The organism is Caulobacter sp. Root1472 (assembly GCF_001426985.1).
Taxonomy (GTDB): Bacteria; Pseudomonadota; Alphaproteobacteria; order Caulobacterales; family Caulobacteraceae; genus Caulobacter; species Caulobacter rhizosphaerae.
Genome location: NZ_LMFX01000001.1, coordinates 59580 through 80369, shown reverse-complemented (window position 1 = coordinate 80369; position 20790 = coordinate 59580). Strand labels below are relative to the sequence as shown.

17 protein-coding genes and 1 tRNA gene are annotated in these 20790 nt (G+C 67.1%); 7 read left to right on the top strand and 11 right to left on the bottom strand.

The genetic code is table 11. The annotated features are described in order from the left end of the window. Window positions 1–37 precede the first annotated feature (37 nt). Window positions 38–2437, bottom strand: a complete 2400-nt coding sequence (gene lon, locus ASD47_RS00320; RefSeq protein WP_056750003.1) for an endopeptidase La — start codon at window positions 2435–2437, stop codon at window positions 38–40. 399 nt (window positions 2438–2836) lie between these two features. Then, window positions 2837–4099, bottom strand: a complete 1263-nt coding sequence (clpX, locus tag ASD47_RS00315; RefSeq protein ID WP_056750002.1) for an ATP-dependent protease ATP-binding subunit ClpX — start codon at window positions 4097–4099, stop codon at window positions 2837–2839. A gap of 393 nt (window positions 4100–4492) precedes the next feature. Here clpX and ASD47_RS00310 point away from each other — a divergent pair, with 393 nt between their 5' ends. Further along, window positions 4493–5164 (top strand): HAD-IB family hydrolase, encoded by a 672-nt coding sequence (locus ASD47_RS00310; protein ID WP_056750001.1) that lies wholly within the window; start codon window positions 4493–4495, stop codon window positions 5162–5164. Between the two features lie 577 nt (window positions 5165–5741). On the opposite strand, the gene ASD47_RS00305 is transcribed toward ASD47_RS00310, so the two are convergent. From ASD47_RS00305 to ASD47_RS00290, 4 genes are all read right to left on the bottom strand, one after another. Next, window positions 5742–7769, bottom strand: coding sequence for a DUF3857 domain-containing transglutaminase family protein (locus ASD47_RS00305; protein WP_200945211.1), 2028 nt, complete (start codon window positions 7767–7769; stop codon window positions 5742–5744). Between the two features lie 177 nt (window positions 7770–7946). Then, a complete protein-coding gene (locus ASD47_RS00300) occupies window positions 7947–8573 on the bottom strand; it encodes an ATP-dependent Clp protease proteolytic subunit (protein WP_056749999.1) in 627 nt (208 codons plus the stop codon). A 179-nt stretch (window positions 8574–8752) separates the two neighbouring features. Further along, the gene (gene tig / locus ASD47_RS00295) at window positions 8753–10111 is read right to left on the bottom strand and encodes a trigger factor (protein ID WP_269141724.1); all 1359 of its coding nucleotides are present in this window, start codon (window positions 10109–10111) and stop codon (window positions 8753–8755) included. Between the two features lie 204 nt (window positions 10112–10315). Next, window positions 10316–10400 (bottom strand) — tRNA-Leu (locus ASD47_RS00290). Between the two features lie 310 nt (window positions 10401–10710). Here ASD47_RS00290 and ASD47_RS26435 point away from each other — a divergent pair. Then, window positions 10711–10887, top strand: coding sequence for a hypothetical protein (locus ASD47_RS26435; RefSeq protein ID WP_156402048.1), 177 nt, complete (start codon window positions 10711–10713; stop codon window positions 10885–10887). Here the strand turns inward: ASD47_RS26435 and ASD47_RS00285 are convergent. Together ASD47_RS00285 and ASD47_RS00280 are read right to left on the bottom strand one after the other, a co-directional pair. Next, on the bottom strand, window positions 10884–12338 hold the full coding sequence (locus tag ASD47_RS00285) for a bifunctional ADP-dependent NAD(P)H-hydrate dehydratase/NAD(P)H-hydrate epimerase (protein WP_056749996.1): 1455 nt from the start codon (window positions 12336–12338) through the stop codon (window positions 10884–10886). The genes ASD47_RS26435 and ASD47_RS00285 overlap by 4 nt on opposite strands. A gap of 14 nt (window positions 12339–12352) precedes the next feature. Beyond that, window positions 12353–12922 (bottom strand): histidine phosphatase family protein, encoded by a 570-nt coding sequence (locus ASD47_RS00280; protein ID WP_056749993.1) that lies wholly within the window; start codon window positions 12920–12922, stop codon window positions 12353–12355. Between the two features lie 504 nt (window positions 12923–13426). Between ASD47_RS00280 and ASD47_RS00275 the strand changes: the two genes are divergently transcribed. The 3 genes from ASD47_RS00275 (at window position 13427) to ASD47_RS00265 (ending at window position 15965) form a co-directional block, all read left to right on the top strand. After that, window positions 13427–13765: a P-II family nitrogen regulator gene (locus ASD47_RS00275; protein ID WP_028037660.1), complete on the top strand. Its 339-nt coding sequence runs from the start codon at window positions 13427–13429 to the stop codon at window positions 13763–13765. Between the two features lie 40 nt (window positions 13766–13805). Continuing rightward, entirely contained in the window at window positions 13806–15215 is a 1410-nt protein-coding gene (gene glnA, locus ASD47_RS00270) for a type I glutamate--ammonia ligase (RefSeq protein ID WP_056749990.1), read from the top strand. 165 nt (window positions 15216–15380) lie between these two features. After that, window positions 15381–15965 carry a hypothetical protein gene (locus ASD47_RS00265; RefSeq protein WP_056749988.1) on the top strand — a complete coding sequence of 195 codons (585 nt, stop codon included), beginning with the start codon at window positions 15381–15383 and terminating at the stop codon, window positions 15963–15965. A gap of 2 nt (window positions 15966–15967) precedes the next feature. On the opposite strand, the gene ASD47_RS00260 is transcribed toward ASD47_RS00265, so the two are convergent. Both ASD47_RS00260 and ASD47_RS00255 read right to left on the bottom strand, forming a co-directional pair. Beyond that, window positions 15968–16372, bottom strand: a complete 405-nt coding sequence (locus ASD47_RS00260) for a putative quinol monooxygenase (RefSeq protein ID WP_056749985.1) — start codon at window positions 16370–16372, stop codon at window positions 15968–15970. Then, window positions 16369–17259, bottom strand: a complete 891-nt coding sequence (locus ASD47_RS00255; RefSeq protein WP_082564389.1) for a LysR family transcriptional regulator — start codon at window positions 17257–17259, stop codon at window positions 16369–16371. Before ASD47_RS00255 ends, ASD47_RS00260 begins: the two co-directional genes overlap by 4 nt. A 93-nt stretch (window positions 17260–17352) precedes the next feature. Here ASD47_RS00255 and ASD47_RS00250 point away from each other — a divergent pair, with 93 nt between their 5' ends. Further along, on the top strand, window positions 17353–18087 hold the full coding sequence (locus ASD47_RS00250) for a hypothetical protein (RefSeq protein ID WP_056749980.1): 735 nt from the start codon (window positions 17353–17355) through the stop codon (window positions 18085–18087). Here the strand turns inward: ASD47_RS00250 and ASD47_RS00245 are convergent. Further along, window positions 18084–18440, bottom strand: a complete 357-nt coding sequence (locus ASD47_RS00245; protein WP_056749979.1) for a Kazal-type serine protease inhibitor family protein — start codon at window positions 18438–18440, stop codon at window positions 18084–18086. The two genes, ASD47_RS00250 and ASD47_RS00245, sit on opposite strands and share 4 nt — an antisense overlap. A gap of 173 nt (window positions 18441–18613) precedes the next feature. On the opposite strand from ASD47_RS00245, the gene parE reads away from it, so the two are divergent. Further along, window positions 18614–20716, top strand: a complete 2103-nt coding sequence (gene parE, locus ASD47_RS00240) for a DNA topoisomerase IV subunit B (protein WP_056749978.1) — start codon at window positions 18614–18616, stop codon at window positions 20714–20716. Window positions 20717–20790: the final 74 nt, after the last annotated feature.

Below are 20790 nucleotides of genomic sequence, written 5' to 3'. Positions count from 1 at the left end.
ACTCCGCGCCGCCCAAGTTATCGACGATAAGTTGCTATTAGTGGGTCAGGACAGCGTCGCTGTCGCCATCCTCGACCTTCGCAGTCGCAGCAATCGGCTCGTCTTCCTCGCGCCATTCGACCGGCGTGAGCGGGCCGACCAGGGCGTGTTTCAGCACTTCGTCGAAGGTGGACACCGGGATGATCTCCAGGCCGTCCTTCACGCTTTGCGGGACGTCGGCCAGATCCTTCTCGTTCTCCTGAGGGATCAGGACCGTCTTCACGCCCGAGCGCAGAGCCGCCAGCAGCTTTTCCTTGAGGCCGCCGATCGCCGTGACCCGGCCGCGCAGGGTGATCTCGCCGGTCATGGCGATGTCCTTGCGGATCGGGACGCCCGTCAGCACCGAAACGATGGCCAGGGCCATGGCGCTGCCGGCCGACGGACCGTCCTTGGGCGTGGCGCCGTCCGGAACGTGCACGTGGACGTCGGTCTTCTCGAAGAGCGGCGGCTTGATGCCGAACTGCACCGCCCGCGAGCGGACGTAGCTGTTGGCCGCCGAGATCGACTCCTTCATCACGTCCTTGAGGTTGCCGGTGACCGTCATGCGGCCCTTGCCCGGCATCTTCACGGCTTCGATGGTCAGGATGTCGCCGCCGAACTCCGTCCAGGCCAGACCGGTGACGATGCCGACTTGGTCGATCTCGTCCGTCTCGCCGTAGCGGTACTTCTTGACGCCCGCATACTTGGCCAGGCGCTCATCGTCGATCGTGATCGTGGCGACCTTTTCACGGGCCAGGTCACGAACGGTTTTGCGCGCCAGGGCCCCCAGCTCCCGCTCCAGCGACCGCACGCCGGCTTCCCGGGTGTAGTAGCGGATCAGGTCGCGGATGGCCTTTTCGGGCACCACGAACTCGGCCGCCTTCAGGCCGTGGTCCTTCATCTGCTTGGGCAGGATGTGGCGCTTGGCGATCTCGACCTTCTCATCCTCGGTGTAGCCGGGGATGCGGATGATCTCCATGCGGTCCAGCAGCGGCTGGGGCATGTTGAGGCTGTTGGCGGTGGTGACGAACATCACCTGCGACAGGTCGTAATCGACTTCCAGATAGTGGTCGCCGAACGTCGAGTTCTGCGCCGGGTCCAGCACCTCCAGCAGGGCCGAGGACGGGTCGCCGCGATAGTCGCTGCCCATCTTGTCGATCTCGTCCAGCAGGACGAAGGCGTTGGTGGTCTTGGCCTTCTTCATGGTCTGGATGATCTTGCCGGGCATCGAGCCGATATAGGTCCGACGGTGACCGCGGATCTCGGCCTCGTCGCGCACGCCGCCCAGCGAGATGCGGGCGAACTCGCGACCGGTCGCCTTGGCCAGCGAACGGCCCAGCGAGGTCTTGCCCACCCCGGGAGGGCCGACCAGGCACAGGATCGGGCCCTTCAGCGAGTTGGTGCGCGCCTGGACGGCCAGGTACTCGAGGATGCGCTCCTTGACCTTCTCCAGGCCGTAGTGGTCCTCTTCGAGCACCGCCTCGGCCTCGACCAGGTCGATCTTCTTGGTCTTGGCCTTGCCCCACGGGATCGACAACATCCAGTCCAGATAGTTGCGGACCACGGTGCTTTCGGCCGACATCGGGCTCATGTTGCGCAGCTTCTTCAGTTCACCCTCGGCCTTGGCCCGGGCTTCCTTGGAAAGCTTGGTCTTCTTGATGCGCTTCTCGAGCTCGATCAGTTCGTCGCGCTGATCGTCGGGGTCGCCCAGCTCGCGCTGGATCGCCTTCATCTGCTCGTTCAGATAGTATTCGCGCTGGGTCTTCTCCATCTGGCGCTTCACGCGCGAGCGGATTTTCTTCTCGACCTGCAGCACCGAGATCTCGCCCTCCATCAGGGCGAAGACCTTTTCCAGGCGCTTCACGACGTCGAAGATTTCCAGCAGGTGCTGCTTGTCGCCGATCTTGACCGACAGGTGGGCCGAGATGCTGTCGGCCAGCTTGCCGGGTTCGGCGATCTGCGGGATCGAGGCCAGGGCCTCGGGCGGCACCTTCTTGTTCAGTTTGACGTAGTTCTCGAACTGCTCGACCACGGCGCGCGACAGCGCCTCGGCCTCGGGGCCCACGCCCTGGTCCTCGTTCACCTCGCCGACCTGGGCCTCGTAATAGGCCTCCTGGTCGGTGAAGCGCACGACGGCCGCGCGGCCCTTGCCCTCGACCAGCACCTTGACGGTGCCGTCGGGCAGTTTCAGCAGTTGCAAGACGGTGGCCAGCACGCCGACATCGTAGATGTCGGTCGGGGCCGGATCGTCGTCGGCCGAGTTCTTCTGGGTGACCAGAAGGATCTCCTTGCCGCCGCGCATCACCTCTTCGAGGGCGCGAACGGACTTGTCACGCCCGACGAACAACGGGACCACCATATGCGGGAACACCACGATGTCCCGCAGGGGCAGCACAGGAAGCGTACGAATCTCAGACATGATGCTCTCTACTCCTGGCCGGCGCGTTGCACTCGCGCTCGGCCACGCGGGCCGCCGTCACCCAGACGATGCGCCTGAGTCGTACGACCCGTCCGCTCGGGACTGAGCGGATGGTCGTTATTTATGTGGACCTTTTGCAACACGGTTCAAGCGTGCTCGCCTGATAGCGGCGACGGGTCGCGGTGAAGCGGTCAAGGTGCAACGGCCATGCCCCCTGCCCGGCTCCACAACGCACGATCCATGCTGGCGCAGGGCTCGCGACGCCCAGGTTTTGCCGCCGCGGACCTTTCGCGCCGGTTGATCCAAGGGAAGCGTCACAACGCAAGGCGGTCCCGTGTGATGAAAAAGGCGCGCCCGGCGGAGCCGGACGCGCCTCGTTCAGAGCCGTTTTGACGAGGGTCAGGCCGAAGCCGCCCCGCCCTTCTTCTCGGCGTAGATCAGCAGCGGCTGGGCCCGGCCTTCGACGACCTCGGCGTTGACCACCACTTCCTCGACGCCCTCGTAGTTGGGCAGTTCGAACATGGTCTCCAGCAGGATGCCTTCCATGATCGAGCGCAGACCGCGCGCGCCGGTCTTGCGGGCGATGGCCTTCTTGGCGACGCCGTGCAGGGCGTCGTCGGTGAAGGTCAGGCCGATATTCTCCATCTCGAACAGGCGCTGGTATTGCTTGACGAAGGCGTTCTTCGGCTCGGTCAGGATCTTCACCAGGGCGGCCTCGTCGAGGTCCTCCAGGGTGGCGATCACCGGCAGGCGGCCGATGAATTCCGGGATCAGGCCGAAGCGCTGCAGGTCGTCGGGCTCGACGCCGCGCAGGATCTCGCCCGTGCGACGCTCCTCCGGGTCCGCCACCTTGGCGCCGAAGCCGATCGACTTGCCCTGGCCGCGCGCCGAGATGATGCGCTCCAGGCCCGCGAAGGCTCCGCCGCAGATGAACAGGATGTTGGTCGTGTCGACCTGCAGGAACTCCTGCTGCGGATGCTTGCGCCCGCCTTGCGGCGGCACGGAGGCGACAGTGCCTTCCATGATCTTCAGCAGGGCCTGCTGCACGCCTTCGCCCGACACGTCGCGGGTGATCGACGGGTTGTCGGACTTGCGGCTGATCTTGTCGATCTCGTCGATATAGACGATGCCGCGCTGGGCGCGCTCGACGTTGTAGTCGGCGGCTTGCAGCAGCTTGAGCACGATATTCTCGACGTCCTCGCCCACATAACCGGCTTCGGTCAGGGTGGTGGCGTCGGCCATCGTGAACGGCACGTCGATGATTCGGGCCAGGGTCTGGGCCAGCAGCGTCTTGCCGGTGCCGGTCGGACCGACCAGCAGGATGTTCGACTTGGCCAGCTCGACGTCGTTGTTCTTCGAGGCGTGATTCAGGCGCTTGTAGTGATTGTGCACCGCGACCGCGAGCACCTTCTTGGCGTGATTTTGCCCGATCACGTAATCGTCCAGGACTTCGCAGATCTCGCGCGGCGTGGGCACGCCGTCCTTGGACTTCACGAAGGCGATCTTGTGCTCTTCGCGGATGATGTCCATGCAAAGCTCGACGCATTCATCGCAGATGAACACCGTCGGCCCCGCGATGAGCTTACGCACCTCATGCTGGCTCTTTCCGCAGAAAGAACAGTAGAGAGTGCTCTTGGTGTCGCCGCTCGCGGCTTTCGTCATGGTCGCTTCTCACGCTAGGGCGGTCCAGGCCGAAAGCCGAAACCACCGACTCCTTAGCGCCTATCTCGCCACCGAAGCAGCAGGATATCCGCCGGGAGTTGTCTAATCCTTGACATTCCCCGATCCGGGCGCACGGCACAAGCCTTGGAGCCGATTTACAGCCCCCAAGTTCGTGGATGGTGCGTACGGTTTCATGGAATTCCTCTCTAAAATGGCGTCCACGAGCGTCAACGCAAGCCGCCCGTCGTTTGCTCCGTCGGGGGGCGCGTCAAAAAGCCCCGCCTTGAACAACCCGGACGCTCGTTCGCTTCACCTGGCGATGGCCTTAGGCGGCCAAGGCGGAATCGTGTTGCAAGGCCGGCAAGGTTGCGGGGCGCGCGAGCGCGGAGACGAATGGCGAAACGTTCATTGATGGCCAAGGGCTTGTCGGCCTCCACGGGGATGACCGGGGACCTGCACGAGGGGCCGCCCCTGGTCGCCTTCGACTTCGACGGCACCCTCACGGTTCGCGACAGCTTCACCGCCTTCCTGAAGTGGCGGGTCAGCCCCGCCCGCCATCTGATGGGCATGGTGCGCCTTTTCCCCGCCGCCGTCGGATATCTGTTCGATCGCAACCGCGGCAAGATCAAGGCCGCCGCCATTCGCGAGTTCCTGCGCGGCCTGCCCCTGGAGCAGCTGGAGCGCGAGGCCCGCGCCTTCGCCGAATCCGAAGCCCCCAGGCTGTTCCGTCCCGACGCCCTCGCGGTCTGGCGCCGCTGGCGGGCCAAGGGCGCCAGACTGGTGATCGTCACCGCCTCGCCCGACGTGGTGGTCGCGCCGTTCGCCCGCGGCCTGGGCGCCGACCTGCTGATCGGCTCGCGCCTGGCCCTGGATCCCGACAACAAGGTGCTGGGGCCTCTGCTTGGCCCCAACTGCCGGGGCGCGGAAAAAGTCGTGCGGCTGCGCGAGGTGTTCGGCGACGATCTGTCCCTGGCCGCCGCCTATGGCGACACCTCCGGCGACCGCGAGATGCTGGCGATCGCCCACGAGAGGGGCTACCGCATTTTCAGGGGCAAGCCGGGCTGATCTTCGCATTGGCCTCTCCTTGGCGCGGACGGGGACAGGCGCATGCGCCTGTCCCCAACGGTGGACGCGGTTTCGCCGCCTCACGCGGCGGGCCGCTGAAGTTGGGGAGGGAGGCGGAGCGCCGGGCCGGGCCCGGAAGCTTTGTAGAAAAATACCGTTTCGACCAGGACCGACGCTCCGCGCGGTCGTTATCCGGGAGCGTCCGGCGATCGGCCCTGTTCGGACCTCGCCGGTCTTGGCCCCCGACGGGAGGGCGAGGCCCACGAAGCCCCGTCCCTTGCGGCGGGCGTCACCGCCCGCCTTGACCCTCGCCAGCCCTTGCACCCCACGCCGTTTTTGTGTTCCAGGCCCGGCCGGCTCCAGAGGGATACAGGTCGCGGTCCGCCTTGGGAGCAAACCGCCGCCGACGAGCGCTTCCCGCTCGACCGCACCCCAAGGCCGCGAAGGTCGCAGGCCTTAGCGCCCTCCCCATCGCCTTGTGGTGCAGTGATTATGCGCCGGCGTGAGAGAGGGAGGATAAGTGCGTTTGGGGCGTTGTTTTTGTTGCAGAACCACGCCGGGAGCGATGGGAACAAGCTCAGTTCTTCGGAGCGGACACGCAGGGCACGTCGCTGGCCGTCCAGTCGAAGTCATAGGTTGCGGGGACGGTTTCTCCATCTCCCACGGCGCTCTTGCGCGTCGAAGGGCGATAGAAGATCCAGCCCATGCTGTTATCGAACGCTGCGATCCGTCCGTTGTCGCGCTGGGCGGTGGCCGAATCGATCTCCGGCTGCTCCACCCGTGATCCGCGGATCATGCGAATTGCGCCGTCGCGAAGCTCCCAAGCCCGATGATAGTTGCGCCCGAAAATGCGTGTATCGTAACTTTTACCGGAAGACCATTGGTTGGGCTGGGTCGAGCTCGGCAGTCGCACCGTCGTGACGTGGCAGGTGTATTCCGGCTTGGTGTAGTAGGGCACGTCCTTGTGATCCGCCCTCGCCCGCCGCTCAGGCGGGTTGAACCCGCCTCCAGGAAGCGCCAGGGACCTTTCACCGGGCCCGTCGTCGTCCCAATCCATGGTCCCCGTACCGCTGATCGTCAGGATGCTCGCGCCCGCCTTCTGATCATAGCGCCACTTGACGTCATCGATCGTCTGCCAGACACCGCCGGTCGCGTTCTGGCGGAAGAGCTCGAGCAACTGGCCTTCACTGACCGAAGAAAATTGCACCTGCTGTTCCAGGGCCGGGAGACCGCGGACAATTTCGGTGGATACGATCCGCGACGGCTTGTCGAAACCCGCGCGCGCATCGATCTCGAACAGGCTGATCTGCTCGGGCGTCGCGGCCGGGCGCCATTCCAGTCGCTCGAGGTCAGCGCCCTGCGCGGTCAGGGGCAGGACCCATTTGACCGGAAGGACAGGCTGCGGGCTGGGCGAAGCGACCGGCGGCAGTGTGCCGTCCAGCCAGTAGACCTTGCCGTCGATATGGGCGCGCACGAGCACATGATCGAACAACTGCGGAATGGGCAGGCGCTGATCGAAGCCGTCGTCGACGCCGCTGGAATTGACGAGCACGGCCTCAGCGTCGATGCCCAGCTCACGCAACAGGGCCAGCAGGAGTACGGTCTTGCCCTTGCAATCCCCATAGCGGCGCTTCCAGGTTTCGTCCGCGGAGACGGGGACCAGATTGCCGCCATTGAGGCCCACATAGATGTACCGCACGTTCTGCTGGACCAATTTCAGCGCGGCGCCGGCGCGATCCAGGGGGCTCGCCTGCGCGGCGCGGAGGCGAGCGGCCTCGCGCTTGAGCGAAGAGTCCGGAGCAAGGACGGACGCCGTCGCGTACAGCGGCGCGAAATGCCGCGAAAGCGCCGACCAGTCGTGAAAATCGCTGTATTCGACCACGCGCTGCCACTGGTAGCGGATCGGCGCATCGGTCGGTGCGGACTGGAGCGGCGGATTGTCGAAGCGGAATTCGACGGCCCGCTCGGAGTTCTGCATAGCCGCCGTCATGTCGGCCGTCATCTTCAAGTCGGGCTTGTGGCCCTCGTCCCAGCTCAATCCTAGGCGATAGCGGCCTGGCGACGGACTGGGGCCGAGCAGGAGCAAGCCGGACTGATTGCTCCCGAGGGCGGGATTGCGCTGGAACGTCGTCAGTTCGACCTCCAGCTCGTCGCCGACGCGAAGGTCGGGAACGCGAAGAACCGCCGTCAGCATCCCGTCCAGCTTGGCCGCCTCCAGTTGATCCTCGCGGCGCAGGATTTCGAAGGTGGCGTCCTTCAGAACGTCGATGACTTGCTCGTCGCGAAAGACCTTGATGCCATGGACGATCGGAGCACCCGCCGCCGGGTCCCAGGCGATCGAGATATTGCCAAGCTGCAGCGCGCTGGGCTGGAGAATCCTGATGCGATAGCCGAGGTACTGCGCCTGGCCCTTGTCGCTCAGATGGATTTCCGCATCCTGGCGACGGAAGAACACCGCCCCGGTGGCGGTCTCCGGCACGGGCATCGGCGAGGATGCGACCGCCCAGGCCGGGGCGGGACCACGCCGGATCTCCTGTGATTGCGCAAAGGCCGAGGTCGCGACGAGCACGCACGCCGAAACCAGCAACGAAACTTTCAAAGCCATAAGCGCCCCCTGTCCGACAGATGCGGCAGAAAGGCCAAGCTTTCAAGGGTCGCCTTCCGCGATAGCAGCGGCCCGAAAGGTTTGAGGCCGCCCCAGCCTCGGCGGCGAGGTCCGACCATGAAAAAGCCGCCGACCTTGCGGCCGGCGGCTTTCCCTTTTCGCAAAAGGCTCGAAGCCTTAGGCTTTGTCTTCCGAGGCGTCGCGGCTTTCGTTGATGTGGTCGATCAGACCCCAGGCCTTGGCTTCCTCGGCGCTCATGAAGTGGTCGCGGTCGAGGGTTTTTTCGACTTCCTCATAGGTGCGGCCGGTGTGCTTGACGTAGATCTCGTTCAGGCGGCGCTTGGTCTTGATGATGTCCTCGGCGTGGCGCTCGATGTCCGAGGCCTGGCCGCGGAAGCCGCCCGACGGCTGGTGGACCATGATGCGGGCGTTCGGCAGGGCGATGCGCTGGCCGGCGGCGCCGGCGGTCAGCAGCAGGCTGCCCATCGAGGCGGCCATGCCCATGCACACCGTCGAGACCGGGCTCTTGATGTACTGCATGGTGTCGTAGATCGCCAGGCCGGCCGTCACCACGCCGCCCGGCGAGTTGATGTACATGGCGATTTCCTTCTTGGGGTTCTCGGACTCCAGGAAGAGCAGCTGGGCGCAGATCAGGCTGGCCATTCCGTCTTCGACGGGACCGGTCAGGAAGATGATCCGCTCTTTCAACAGACGGGAGAAGATGTCGAACGCCCGCTCGCCGCGGCTGGTCTGTTCGACCACCATCGGCACGAGGTTCATCGCCGTCGCCATCGGATCATACATAGGGATCGCCCTTTTCATTGTGTCTGGGCGGCGCGAACGCGAATCAGCCCCCGCGCGCCGTCGCCAACGCATATCGCGTGGCGCTTAACAGGTTGCAAGGAGCCGCCCCCCCGCATCACGCACGAAAAAGGGCGCGACCCTCGCGGATCGCGCCCCGTTTTTCGTCGATGGACGGAGGCTTAGCCGCCGTAGCCTTCCGGCAGGTCGTCTTCTTCCAGGAGCTCTTCCTTGGAGACTTCCTTTTCCTCGATCTTGGCCTTGCCGAAGATCAGGTCGACGACCTTGTCCTCGTAGATCGGGGCGCGCAGGGCGGCCTGCAGGTCGGCGCGCTGGCGGTACATGTCGAACACCTGCTGGGCTTGCGCGCCGTATTGGCGGGCTTCGCGCATCATGGCGTCGGCCAGTTCCTGCTCGGTGACGGCCACGTCGTTCTTGCGGCCGATCTCGGCGAGCACCAGGCCCAGGCGCACGCGGCGCTCGGCGATCTTCTTGTACTCGTCCTTCAGCTGGTCCTCGGTCTTGCCCTCGTCCTCGGGCGGCAGGCCGCCCTGGGTCTTGTCGGCCTGGACCTGTTGCCAGATGCCGGCGAACTCGGCGTCGACCATGCGCGGCGGCAGGGCGAAGTCGTGCTTGGTGTCCAGCACGTCCAGCAGGGCGCGCTTCAGCTTGAAGCGCGACGAATTGCTGTAGCGGCCTTCCAGGTTCGACTTCAGCAGGTCCTTCAGGGCGGCCAGGTCGGCCAGGCCCAGGCGCTTGGCCAGTTCGTCATCGGGTTCGGCGTCGACCGGGGCGCGCACTTCCTTGACGGTGGTGGCGAATTCGGCGGCCTTGCCGGCCAGGTTGGCGGCTTGGTAGTCGGCCGGGAAGTCGACCTTCACGGTGACTTCGTCGCCCGGCTTGGCGCCGACCAGCTGGTCTTCGAAGCCGGGGATGAACTGGCCCGAGCCCAGGGTCAGCTCGGCGTCGGTGGCCGTGCCGCCGTCGAAGGCCACGCCGTCGATGGTGCCGACGAAGTCGATCAGCAGCTGGTCGCCGTCCTTGGCCTTCAGGGACTTGCCCTTGCGCGGCTCATAGGTGCGGGCCTGCTTGGCCAGGTCGGCCAGGGCCTCGTCGACCTCGGCGTCCGAGACCTTGTACACCGGCTTGGTCAGCTCGATCGACGCGGGGTCGATCGGCTCGAAGTCCGGCATCACTTCAACAGCCAGTTCGAAGGCCAGGTCCTCGCCGCCGGCCAGGACCTTGTCCATGTCGGACGAGGGCTTCAGGTCCGGCTGGCCCGCGGGGCGCAGCTTGTTGTCGTCCAGGACCTTCTGGGCGCCTTCGTTCAGCGTCGCCTCGATGACTTCGCCCATCAGGGCCTTGCCGTAGAGGCGGCGGACGTGGGCGGTCGGCACCTTGCCAGGGCGGAAACCCTTGACGTTCATCTGGGGCGCGACCTCGGCGATCCGGGCTTCGAGACGCGTGGCGAGTTCACTCGCGGGCACCGTCACGCCATAAACGCGGCTGAGGCCTTCGCCCGACTTTTCAACGATCTGCATCGACATTCTTAGCTTCTCGGCTCTTGGGCGCCCGCGCCCGTCGTCCGCCCCAGGGGTCAAAACATCAAAGCCGCCCACGTCACCGGGGCGGCGAAAGAGCGCCCTTATGTCACGCGTTTGGCGACCATCCAAGGGCATTGGCGTCCTCGCGAGACGAAAGTCCCGCCAGGCGGCGCGCTTCGTCGGACCAGGGGCCCGGCGAAGTGGTGCGGATGAGAGGACTCGAACCTCCACGCCTCTCGGCGCCAGAACCTAAATCTGGTGCGTCTACCAGTTTCGCCACATCCGCACGATGCGCCGGAGCGGGTTAGACATGCCCGGGCGGCTTGGCAAGTCGCCAGGCGATTTGCGCCGGAGTCCGGCCTGTCGCGGACATGCTCGAAAGTTCGAATATTTCTCGCCACGCCCGGAACAACTTCCCGGCCCGCCGGTTATGATGATGTCCGCGGCTGTTCAGAACGCCCTGGATCTACACCGGCCCGGGCCATGCCCCCCCGACTGACGCCCGGGCCGGTGTTTCACCTTCCAAGACATTTTGGCGCGGAACGATTTTGGCCCTGGCCGGGTTTGCGTCTGACTTCGTCCAGCGAGCGCGCGCCATGGAAACCATCGAGGTTGTCGAAAGCGACAAGGGCTGGACCGTGAGGCACGGCGCCAGGGTCCTTTTCATCGACACCGTGAAGGAACGAACCCTCCAAACGGCGCAGGCGATCAGCGATTCCCTGTTCGACGAGGGCGTGCGCCGCCAGGTCGTCCTGATCCGCCAGGACAGCTAGCGCTCTCGCGCCTCCCACAGCTTTCGCAGCACCGATGGCGCCAGGCCCGGCAGGTCCTCGGCGATCAGGCCCGGGCCATGAACCGCGCCGGCCTCGGCGTGGATCCAGGCGGCGGCGCAGGCGGCTTCGAAGCTCTCCATGCCTTGGGCGATCAGGCCTGCGATGAAGCCGGCCAGCACGTCGCCCGCCCCCGCCGTCGCCAGCCAGGGCGCGCCGTTCAGCCCCACCGCCGCCCGGCCATCAGGCGCGGCGACGACGGTGTCGGAGCCCTTCAGCAGCACCACAGCCCCGGCCCGCCGCGCGGCCTCACGCGCCGCCGTGATCCGTTCGGGCGACGCGGCCAGCAGGCCGGGGAAGACCCGCTCGAACTCGCCCGGATGCGGGGTCAGCACGTCGTCGCGGTCCAGCGCCGAAAACAGCGCCGCCGGATCGTCGGCGAAGCTGGTCAGGGCGTCGGCGTCGACCACCAGGGCCGCGCCGTTGCGGGCCAGGGCGAAGACGTGGCGCATGGTCGCCTCCCCTACCCCCGCCGCCGGCCCGATCACCACCGCGTCGGCCTTTTCGGCCCGGGTCTGCAGGTCGAACTCGCTTTCGAACGGCGCCAGCATCATCGCCTCCAGGTGGGAGGCGTTGACGGCCAGGGCGCCTGGCGGAGACAGCACGGTCACCACCCCCGCGCCGATCCGCAAGGCCCCGCGCGCCGCCAGCCGCGCCGCCCCGGTGTTCCAGGCCTCGCCGCTGACGGCCATCATCCGCCCACGAGCGTACTTGTGGGCGTCGGCCGCCGGCCAGGGGAAGCGCTCGGCCCAAAGGCCAGGATCGTTCTCGAACAGGCGCCCCTGCCCCGTCTCCTCCAGGCCGATGTCGGCCGCCACGACCTCGCCGCAGGCGGCTCGCCCCGCCGCCAGCACGTGGGCGGGCTTGCGGCGATGGAAGGTGACGGTGAGTTGCGCCTTCAGGCTGCGCTCGCCGAGCGGACGGCCGGTGTCGCCGACCAGGCCGCTGGGCACGTCGACGGCGACGATCCGCGCGGCGCCGGGCATGATCCGCGCCAGGCGGTCGGCCTCGCCGTCCAGCGGACGCGACAGGCCCGCGCCGAACAGGCAGTCGACATAGAGCGCCGCCGAGCCGGGCTCCGAGACCAGCGGCCCGGTCTCGCCTTTCCAGCGCCCGGCGGCCCACTGCGCCGCCGGGCTGGCCGGCGGGGCCAGGGCCTCGACCCGCACCGGCCAGCCGCGCCGGCGCAGATGCCGGGCGATCACATAGCCGTCGCCGCCGTTGTCGCCGGGGCCGCACCAGACCACCGTCGGGCAGCGGGCGTAGCGCTCGCGGATGACCTCGGCCGCCGCCCGGCCGGCCCGCTCCATCAGCACGATCGTCGGAGTCCCGGCTTCGGCGGCGGCCCGGTCCGCGGCGGTCATCTCGGCGACGGTCATGATCTGGCGCGGCACGGCGGTTCCTCTTCCTACAGGACCTGGGTGGAGGCCTCCCCGCCCTTGTCGACCAGGATCAACGCGCCGTCGACCACATCGAACGTCGTCACCGACACGTGGTCGGGCCGGAAGGCCGCCACCGCCTCTTCGCCGGTCGCCGCCGACACCGCCGCGTTCAGCGCCACGAAGTGGCTGAACACCGCCGCGCCGGGGTGCGAGGCCACGCCTTGCGCCACTTCGCGGGTCCAGGCCGCATAGTCGAGATCGCCCCGGATATCGCTCCACCGGCCCTGGAAGGCCTGGCGTAGCCAGCCGGGACGGTCCTGGGCGTTCAGAGCGGCCGGCGTCGGGATCTCGCCGACCCTCGAATCGATCTCCACCGCCACGCCCAGGGCGTCGGCCAGCGGCTGGGCGGTCTCGCGGCAGCGCCGCAGCGGCGAGCTGATCACCCGCGACGGTCGCTCCGGCTCCGGCAGGGCCAGCAGGGTCCGCGCCACCGCCCTGGCCTGCTCCGCCCCGACGGCGTCCAGGCCTGGATCGGGATCGGCCTCGCCCCAGGTCGAGGCGGGACGGCCATGGCGGATCATGTGAACGCGGCTCATCGGTTTCCTCGCCCTTCGAAATATCTTCCCGACCGGCGCGAGAGACCGGTTCTTCCTGCGACGCTTCCCGCGGGCTGCGGGCGCCGCCGACCGCTCGAGTGAGCGAACGCGCAAGAACCACCCCCGCCTCGCTCGCGCCGATCGCCTCGGCCTTCGCCACAAAACTCAGCAGTTTTCGGATCGCCGACACATTTTCAGCCATTTCCGCAAGGTGATCCCGGGCCTCTCCAGCCACGAACCCCGCGCCTTTCGCCCGGTTCTTCGCCTTCGGATCCAACCTTTCGACGATCCTAGGCCGCCAATCACCACCCGCAAGGCGGTTTGGCCGCCCAAACGCGCACTGATCATTCCTCAGGCTTTGCCTGCACAAATATTGATCAATGAGCGGAACTCGACAGGACTCGCACGATAAAGCGCGTCAGCCCGCTTGTGAGCCCAAGGGCCGGCGTGCTCCGTGCCGCTCAGTCAGCGGCGCCCGCGCCGTTTGGGCGTGAAAGAAGTCTGATGAAAAAGATCGAAGCCGTCATCAAGCCCTTCAAGCTGGATGAGGTCAAAGAGGCGCTTCAGGAGATGGGCGTGCAGGGCATGACCGTGCTGGAAGCCAAGGGGTATGGGCGCCAGAAGGGCCATACCGAGCTCTATCGCGGCGCCGAGTACGTCGTCGACTTCCTCCCCAAGATCAAAGTCGAAGTCGTGGTCGAAGACAGCCAGTTGGAGCCCGCGCTCGAAGCCATCACCAACGCCGCCCGCACGGGCCGCATCGGCGACGGCAAGATTTTCGTGTCCGAAATCACGGAAGTCGTCCGCATCCGCACCGGAGAAACCGGCCCGTCCGCCGTCTAAGGCCCGGCCGAAAACCGCTTAACGCTCAAAGGGGATAACTATGAGCACCGCCAAGCAGATCCTGGACCTGATCAAGGAAAAGGACGTCAAGTACGTCGACGTCCGCTTCACGGACGTTCGCGGCAAGCTGCAGCACGTGACCTTCGACATCGACCTGGTCGACGACGACTTCCTCAACGACGGCACCATGTTCGACGGCTCGTCGATCGCCGGCTGGAAGGCCATCAACGAGTCGGACATGAAGCTGCGTCCGGACCTGTCGAGCGCCATCATCGACCCGTTCTACCAGCAGACCACCCTGGCGCTGTTCTGCGACGTGGTGAACCCCGACACGGGCACCCCCTACAACCGCGACCCGCGCTCGATCGCCAAGAACGCCCTGGCCTACGTCAAGTCGTCGGGCATCGGCGACACCGTGTTCTTCGGCCCGGAAGCCGAGTTCTTCATCTTCGACGACGTGCGCTGGAACACCTCGTCGAACAACACCGGCTACTCGTTCGACTCCGTCGAACTGCCGGGCAACTCGGCCAAGGAATATCCGGAAGGCAACATGGGCCACCGCCCGGGTCCGAAGGGCGGCTACTTCCCGGTCAACCCGATCGACTCGGCCCAGGACCTGCGCGGCGAAATGCTGGCCGTCATGGGCGAGCTGGGCATGAAGCCGGAAAAGCACCACCACGAAGTGGCGCCGGCCCAGCATGAACTCGGCCTGAAGTTCGACACCATGGTCGTGATGGCCGACCGCATGCAGCTCTACAAGTACGTGATCCACAACGTGGCCCACGCCTACGGCAAGTCGGCCACCTTCATGGCCAAGCCGATGTTCGGCGACAACGGCTCGGGCATGCACGTGCACCAGTCGATCTGGCAGGACGGCAAGCCGCTGTTCGCCGGCGACAAGTACGCCGGCCTGTCGGACATGTGCCTGTGGTACATCGGCGGCATCATCAAGCACGCCAAGGCGATCAACGCGTTCTCGAACTCGACGACGAACTCGTACAAGCGCCTGGTGCCGGGCTACGAAGCCCCGGTGAAGCTGGCCTACAGCTCGCGCAACCGCTCGGCCTCGATCCGCATCCCGCACGTCGACTCGCCGAAGGCCAAGCGCATCGAGGCGCGCTTCCCTGACCCGATGGGCAACCCGTACCTGACCTTCGTGGCCCTGCTGATGGCCGGCCTCGACGGCATCAACAACAAGATCGATCCGGGCGCGGCCGCCGACAAGAACCTGTACGACCTGCCGCCCCGCGAGCAGAAGAAGATCCCGGAAGTCTGCGGCTCGCTGCGCGAAGCCCTGGAAAACCTGGACAAGGACCGCGCCTTCCTGAAGGCTGGCGGCGTCATGGACGACGACTTCATCGACAGCTACATCGAGCTGAAGATGGAAGAGGTCATGCGCCTGACCCTGCACCCGCACCCGGTCGAATTCGACATGTACTACAAGTGCTAAGCCTCACGGCCTAGGACCAGGGACGAGGCCCGCGGAGCGATCCGCGGGCCTTTTTCACGCCCGTCGCCTCGGTGCTCGCGATAAGAGTGTTGTCAACATTTCTACCGAAGGTTATCAAATCCGTCAGTTGCGTCTCGTGATCGAACTCAACCGAGGGCCTCCTGAATGACCTTTCTACTTCGCCGCGCGGCCATGGCCGTGATCGCTATAGCGTGCCTGAGCCTTGGCGCGTGCGACAAGAACCTTGTCAAAGTCTCCTATCAACAGTTGGGCAACGCCCAGAGTTGGAACCTGGAGAACAAGAGCGGCGGTGACGCCAACGGCATGTGGCGCATCTACATGCTGCGCGGAGTGGTCAACGACGGCGAGAACGCCAAGCCCTTCACCTTCGACCTGTCGAAGGTCGCCCTGAAGAACGGCGCGGTCGTCACCAGCGCCGGCCCGATGCTGCACGGCGCCCCCTTCATGCTGCCGGTCAATTTCAAGGCGCCGGTCGCGCCCAAGGTGGCCTACACCGTGCCCTATGGCTCGGGGGTGATGTTCGTCATCAAGGAGGACGGCGACACCGACAAGGCCGCCTATACGACGCTCACCTACAAGTCGGCGTCAGGAGAGTCGGTTCTGATGGTGCCGCTCGACAGCAAGGCGACTCCGGCCTTCGGCCAGATCGACCAGGCCTTCCTGAACGTCCTGCACAGCAAGCAGAATACTTACGAGAACACTTACCAGCCCAGCGGCGACAAGAACTAAGCCTAGCCGTTCGCGAGACCGACACCGCCGATCGGAACGGTCTCGAACCGATGGCCGAACCCGGCGATGATCGGGCGGGCCTTGGCGATGGCGGCCTGGACGGCCGGCAGTTGCAACGAGGCGGCGTGGCTGGCCTTGTCGGTCCAGACCTCGGTGATCCACAGGGCGTCGGCGTCGGCGGCGTCCTTGGCGACGATATAGCTGAGGCAGCCGGGCATGCCGCCGGTGCTCCCCGACAGGATGGCCACCAGTTCGTCCCGCTTGCCGGGCGCGGCCTTCATCTGGCCGATCAGTCCGTACATCGTGTTCTCCTCCTTGGCCCGGGCCAGCGCCGGGCTGGCGACGGCCGCCAGGGCCAGTCCGCCCGCGATCAGCGTGCGCCGTTCGATGTCCTGCGAATGCGTCATGGTTCCTCCCCCTCGCCAGTCTCGGCGAGCACGAACCGGATCGTGTCAGCATCGGGCGACGCCAGCGCCGCGCCAAGCCCCAGCAGGTGCAGGGCGTTGAAGCAGAGGGGCCGCCCGGCGGGTCGCACGATTCGCACGCGGTCGCGCCAGCCGGCCGACGAGACCAGGTCCAGCGGCGCGATGATCGCCCCGCGGCCGGCGGCGCAGCTCTCCATGGCCTCCTCGATCTCGCCCGCGTGGTCCAGCCGCCGCAGGGCGTCCGGCTGGGCGCCGAACACCGTCTCGAACCAATGGCCGAACACGAACTCGTATTCGTCATAGGTGGCGAAGGCGGTGCGCGAGAGGCCGGCGAGGTCCTGCGGGATCTCCATGCGGATCGGCGCGGCCAGCACCAGTTCCTCCCGGGCGACCGGCATGGACTGCACCGGCGCGGCGACCACCGGCCGATAGGTGACGCCCAGCTCGACGGTCCCCGTGGCCACCGCCGACAGCACCGTCTCGTGCGCGCCGAACACCAGTTCGATCGGGCGATCCGCCGGCAGGCCGGCATAGAGCCGCGGCGCGAGCCGATAGCGTCCGAAGGCCGAGACCACGGCCAGGCGCAGGGGGCGCAGGGCGGGGTCGGCGCGGCTCAGCCGCTCGCGGGTGCGCTCCACCTCGTCCAGCGCCCGGCCGACGGTTTCGAACAGCGCTTGGCCGGCGGCCGTCAGGCGCAGGCCGCGCCCGACCCGCTCGAACAGCGGCCGGCCGATCTCGCGCTCGAAGGCTTTGATGTCGTGGTGAATGGCCGGCGGCGACTTGCCCAGGCGCGGACTGGCGGCGGCGATGCCACCGGCCGCCGCCACGGCATGGAACACCGCCGCCCGCCGTAGATCGACATGTCGCATCGTTTCGAGATCCAGAATGAAAGCCGCCTCCGTTCGAAATATTGCCGAACGCCGTTCGACGCTAGACCGGTCGCGCAATCAAAGGAGGCGCCGATGACCTGGAAGCACACGACGCTGGCGATCGCCCTGACCGCCGGCCTCGCGAGCGGCTCCGCCCGCGCCCAGACCGAACAGGCGGCGTTCCTGTTCACCTACGACATTGATCGCGGAAAGGAGGCCGCCTTCGAGACCGGCTACGCGGCCCATCTGCAATGGCACGCCGCCCATGCCGACGCCCTGCCCTGGTTCGGCTGGTATGTGACCAGCGGCCCGCGCACCGGCCTGTTCGTCGACGGGACCTTCGGCGTCCCGTTCGCCGCTATGGACGCCCGCCCGGATCTGCCCGGCGACGGCGCCGACATGGCGACCCGCGTTCTGCCCTACGCCAAGGCCCGCGCCTATTCGGCCCATGTCCTGTGGCCGGAGCTCAGCACGGTCCGCAACCTGGAGGCCCGCCAGCCCAGTCCTGTGGTCGACGTCTACACCCTGCGGGTCGCGCCCGGTGACGTCGCGGCCTTCGAGGCCGCCCTGCTGGCCTCCGCCAGGACCGGCAAGGGCGACCTGGCGTGGACGTGGTACCGCCTGGCCGGCGGCGGCGACCTCGGCGCCTACATGGTCCTGGTCCCGCGCCGGTCCTGGGCCGACCTCGCCGGCCGGCCGACGGACCTGGCCGGGTTGATCGCGGCCGCCCACGGCGACGGTCCGGACCAGGCTCGGGCGGCCGCCCTGATCCAGAGCGTCGAGGTCGAGGCCTGGTCCTACAAGCCGGGGCTCAGCCGGATTCCCTAGGCCTTGCACTCGCCCTGGCTGGCGACGCTGGCGCCCTGGGTCGCGGCGTTGCAGGCGCTGGGATAGGTCTTGCCGTCGCAGCCGCAGACCGGGGCGTAGATCATCGTGCAGGCCTGGGGCGGCTTGCGGCAAGTTCCCGCGCCGTCGGCGACGTGGCATTGGCCGGCCGGCATCTGGCAGACCAGGCCCGAGGCGCACTGGAAGCCGGCGAAGCCGCCGCACATGCCGCCTTCGGCCACCGGCGTCCGGGCGTGGGACACCGGCGGATTCGGCGCCGGCTGACCACCGCCCGGGCTGGAGCAGCCCAGCAGCACCAGCGCGGCGAGCGCGGAAAACAGGCTGCGAGGGGTCATGGGGCGGCTCCTTGTTGATCAACAATCCTAGATTGCCACGCTCTCGCCCCCGGGGGCAAACGGCCACCCCCGCTCGTCGGCCAGTTTTCGTGGCGCGGCCACGCAGCCCCTTTTCAGGGGACGACGCAGAGCCCATACGAGGCGCTCCCGCCGAATCGACGCATGTTCACCTAATGTCCTCCAAAGACGATCCCAACTTCTCGCTGTTCGGCGACGACGCCCTCGCCCCGGTTCCCGCCTCGCCGTTCCCGGCCCGCGAGCCACACCCCGAGCCGGCGCCGCGCGCGGCCGCGCCGCCACCGCCGCCGGCCAAGCCGAACGCGCCGGCCGCGCCCGCCTCGTCCGGAAGCTATGACGCCAGTTCGATCGAGGTGCTCGAAGGCCTCGAGCCTGTCCGCATGCGTCCGGGCATGTATATCGGCGGCACCGACGAGCGGGCCCTGCACCACCTGTTCGCCGAGGTGCTGGACAACTCGATGGACGAGGCCGTGGCCGGCTTCGCCAAGACCATCGAGGTCAAGCTCGACGCCGACGGCTACCTGTCGGTCCGCGACGACGGGCGCGGCATGCCCGTGGACGAGCACCCCAAGCATCCGGGCAAGTCGGCCCTGGAAGTGATCATGACCGTCCTGCACGCGGGCGGTAAGTTCAGCGGCAAGGCCTACGAGACCTCGGGCGGCCTGCACGGGGTGGGCGCCAGCGTCGTCAACGCCCTGTCGGAACTGGTCGAGGTCACCGTCTGGCGCGACGGCTTCGAGCACCGCCAGAGCTTCGCGCGCGGCAAGCCGCTGGGCCCGGTCGAGAAGATCCAGCCCAGCAAAAAGCGCGGCACCCAGGTGCGGTTCAAGCCCGACGACCAGATCTTCGGCGAGGGCTGCGGCTTCAAGCCGGCGCGCCTGTACCGCATGGCTCGCTCCAAGGCCTATCTATTCCGCGGCGTGCAGATCAAATGGTCCTGCGATCCCTCGCGGATCCACGACCAGACCCCGCCCGAGGCCACGTTCCACTTCCCCAACGGCCTGGCCGACTTCCTGGCCGAGCGCACCAAGGGGCTGGAACTGGTCACGCCGGACAGCTTCTCCGGCCGCATCGAGCGCCAGGGTGAGGCGGGCGCGGTCGAGTGGGCCATCGCCTGGACGCCGCGCGGCTTCGGCGAGCACGACGGCTTCATGCAGTCCTACTGCAACACCGTGCCAACGCCCGAGGGCGGCACCCACGAGAGCGGCCTGCGCGCCGCCCTGACCCGGGGTCTTAAGGCTTACGCCGAGCTGAAGGGCGAAAAGCGGGCGACGATCATCACCGCCGACGACGTGATCGCCCAGGCCGGCGCCCTGATCTCGGTGTTCATCAAGAACCCGGAATTCCAGGGCCAGACCAAGGAAAAGCTCTCTTCGAGCGAAGCGCAACGCTTCGTTGAGAATGCGCTTCGCGACCCGTTCGACCACTGGCTGACCGGCAGCCCCAAGGCCGCCCAGGCCCTGCTGGAATTCGTGATCGAGCGGGCCGAGGAGCGCCTCAAGCGCCGCAAGGACAAGGAAGTCCAGCGCGCCTCGGCGACCCGCAAGCTGCGTCTGCCGGGCAAGCTGGCCGACTGCGCGGCCGGCGCCGTCGACGGCGCCGAGCTGTTCATCGTCGAGGGCGACTCGGCGGGCGGCTCGGCCAAGCAGGCCCGCAACCGCAAGAACCAGGCGATCCTGCCCCTGCGCGGCAAGATCCTCAACGTGGCCTCGGCCAGCGGCGAGAAGTTCACGGCCAACAAGGAGCTCAGCGACCTGATGCTGGCGCTGGGGGCCCAAGGCGGCAATCGGTACAAGGAAGAGGATCTGCGCTACGAGCGGATCATCATCATGACCGACGCCGACGTCGACGGCGCCCACATCGCCAGCCTGCTGATCACCTTCTTCTACCGGACCATGCCGGACCTGATCCGCCAGGGTCACCTGTTCCTGGCCCTGCCGCCGCTGTACCGCATCAGCCATGGCGGCAAGAGCGCCTACGCCCGGGACGACGCCCACAAGGACGAACTGCTGGCCACGACGTTCAAGGGCAAGAAGCCCGAGATCGGCCGGTTCAAGGGCCTGGGCGAGATGATGGCCTCCCAGTTGAAGGAGACCACCATGGACCCGGCGGTGCGGACCCTGGCTAAGATCACCCTGCCCCGCTCCGAGGAGGCGGTCGAGGCCCTGGTCGAGACCCTGATGGGCCGCAAGCCCGAGCTGCGCTTCCGCTTCATCCAGGAAAACGCCGAGTTCGCGGCCGACGACCTGGACCTGTAGGTCGGGGCGGCCTCCTCGCGTTTCAGGGCGGCGATGGCCGCCCGGCCGGCGCCTGAAGCCCGATCTATAAAAGA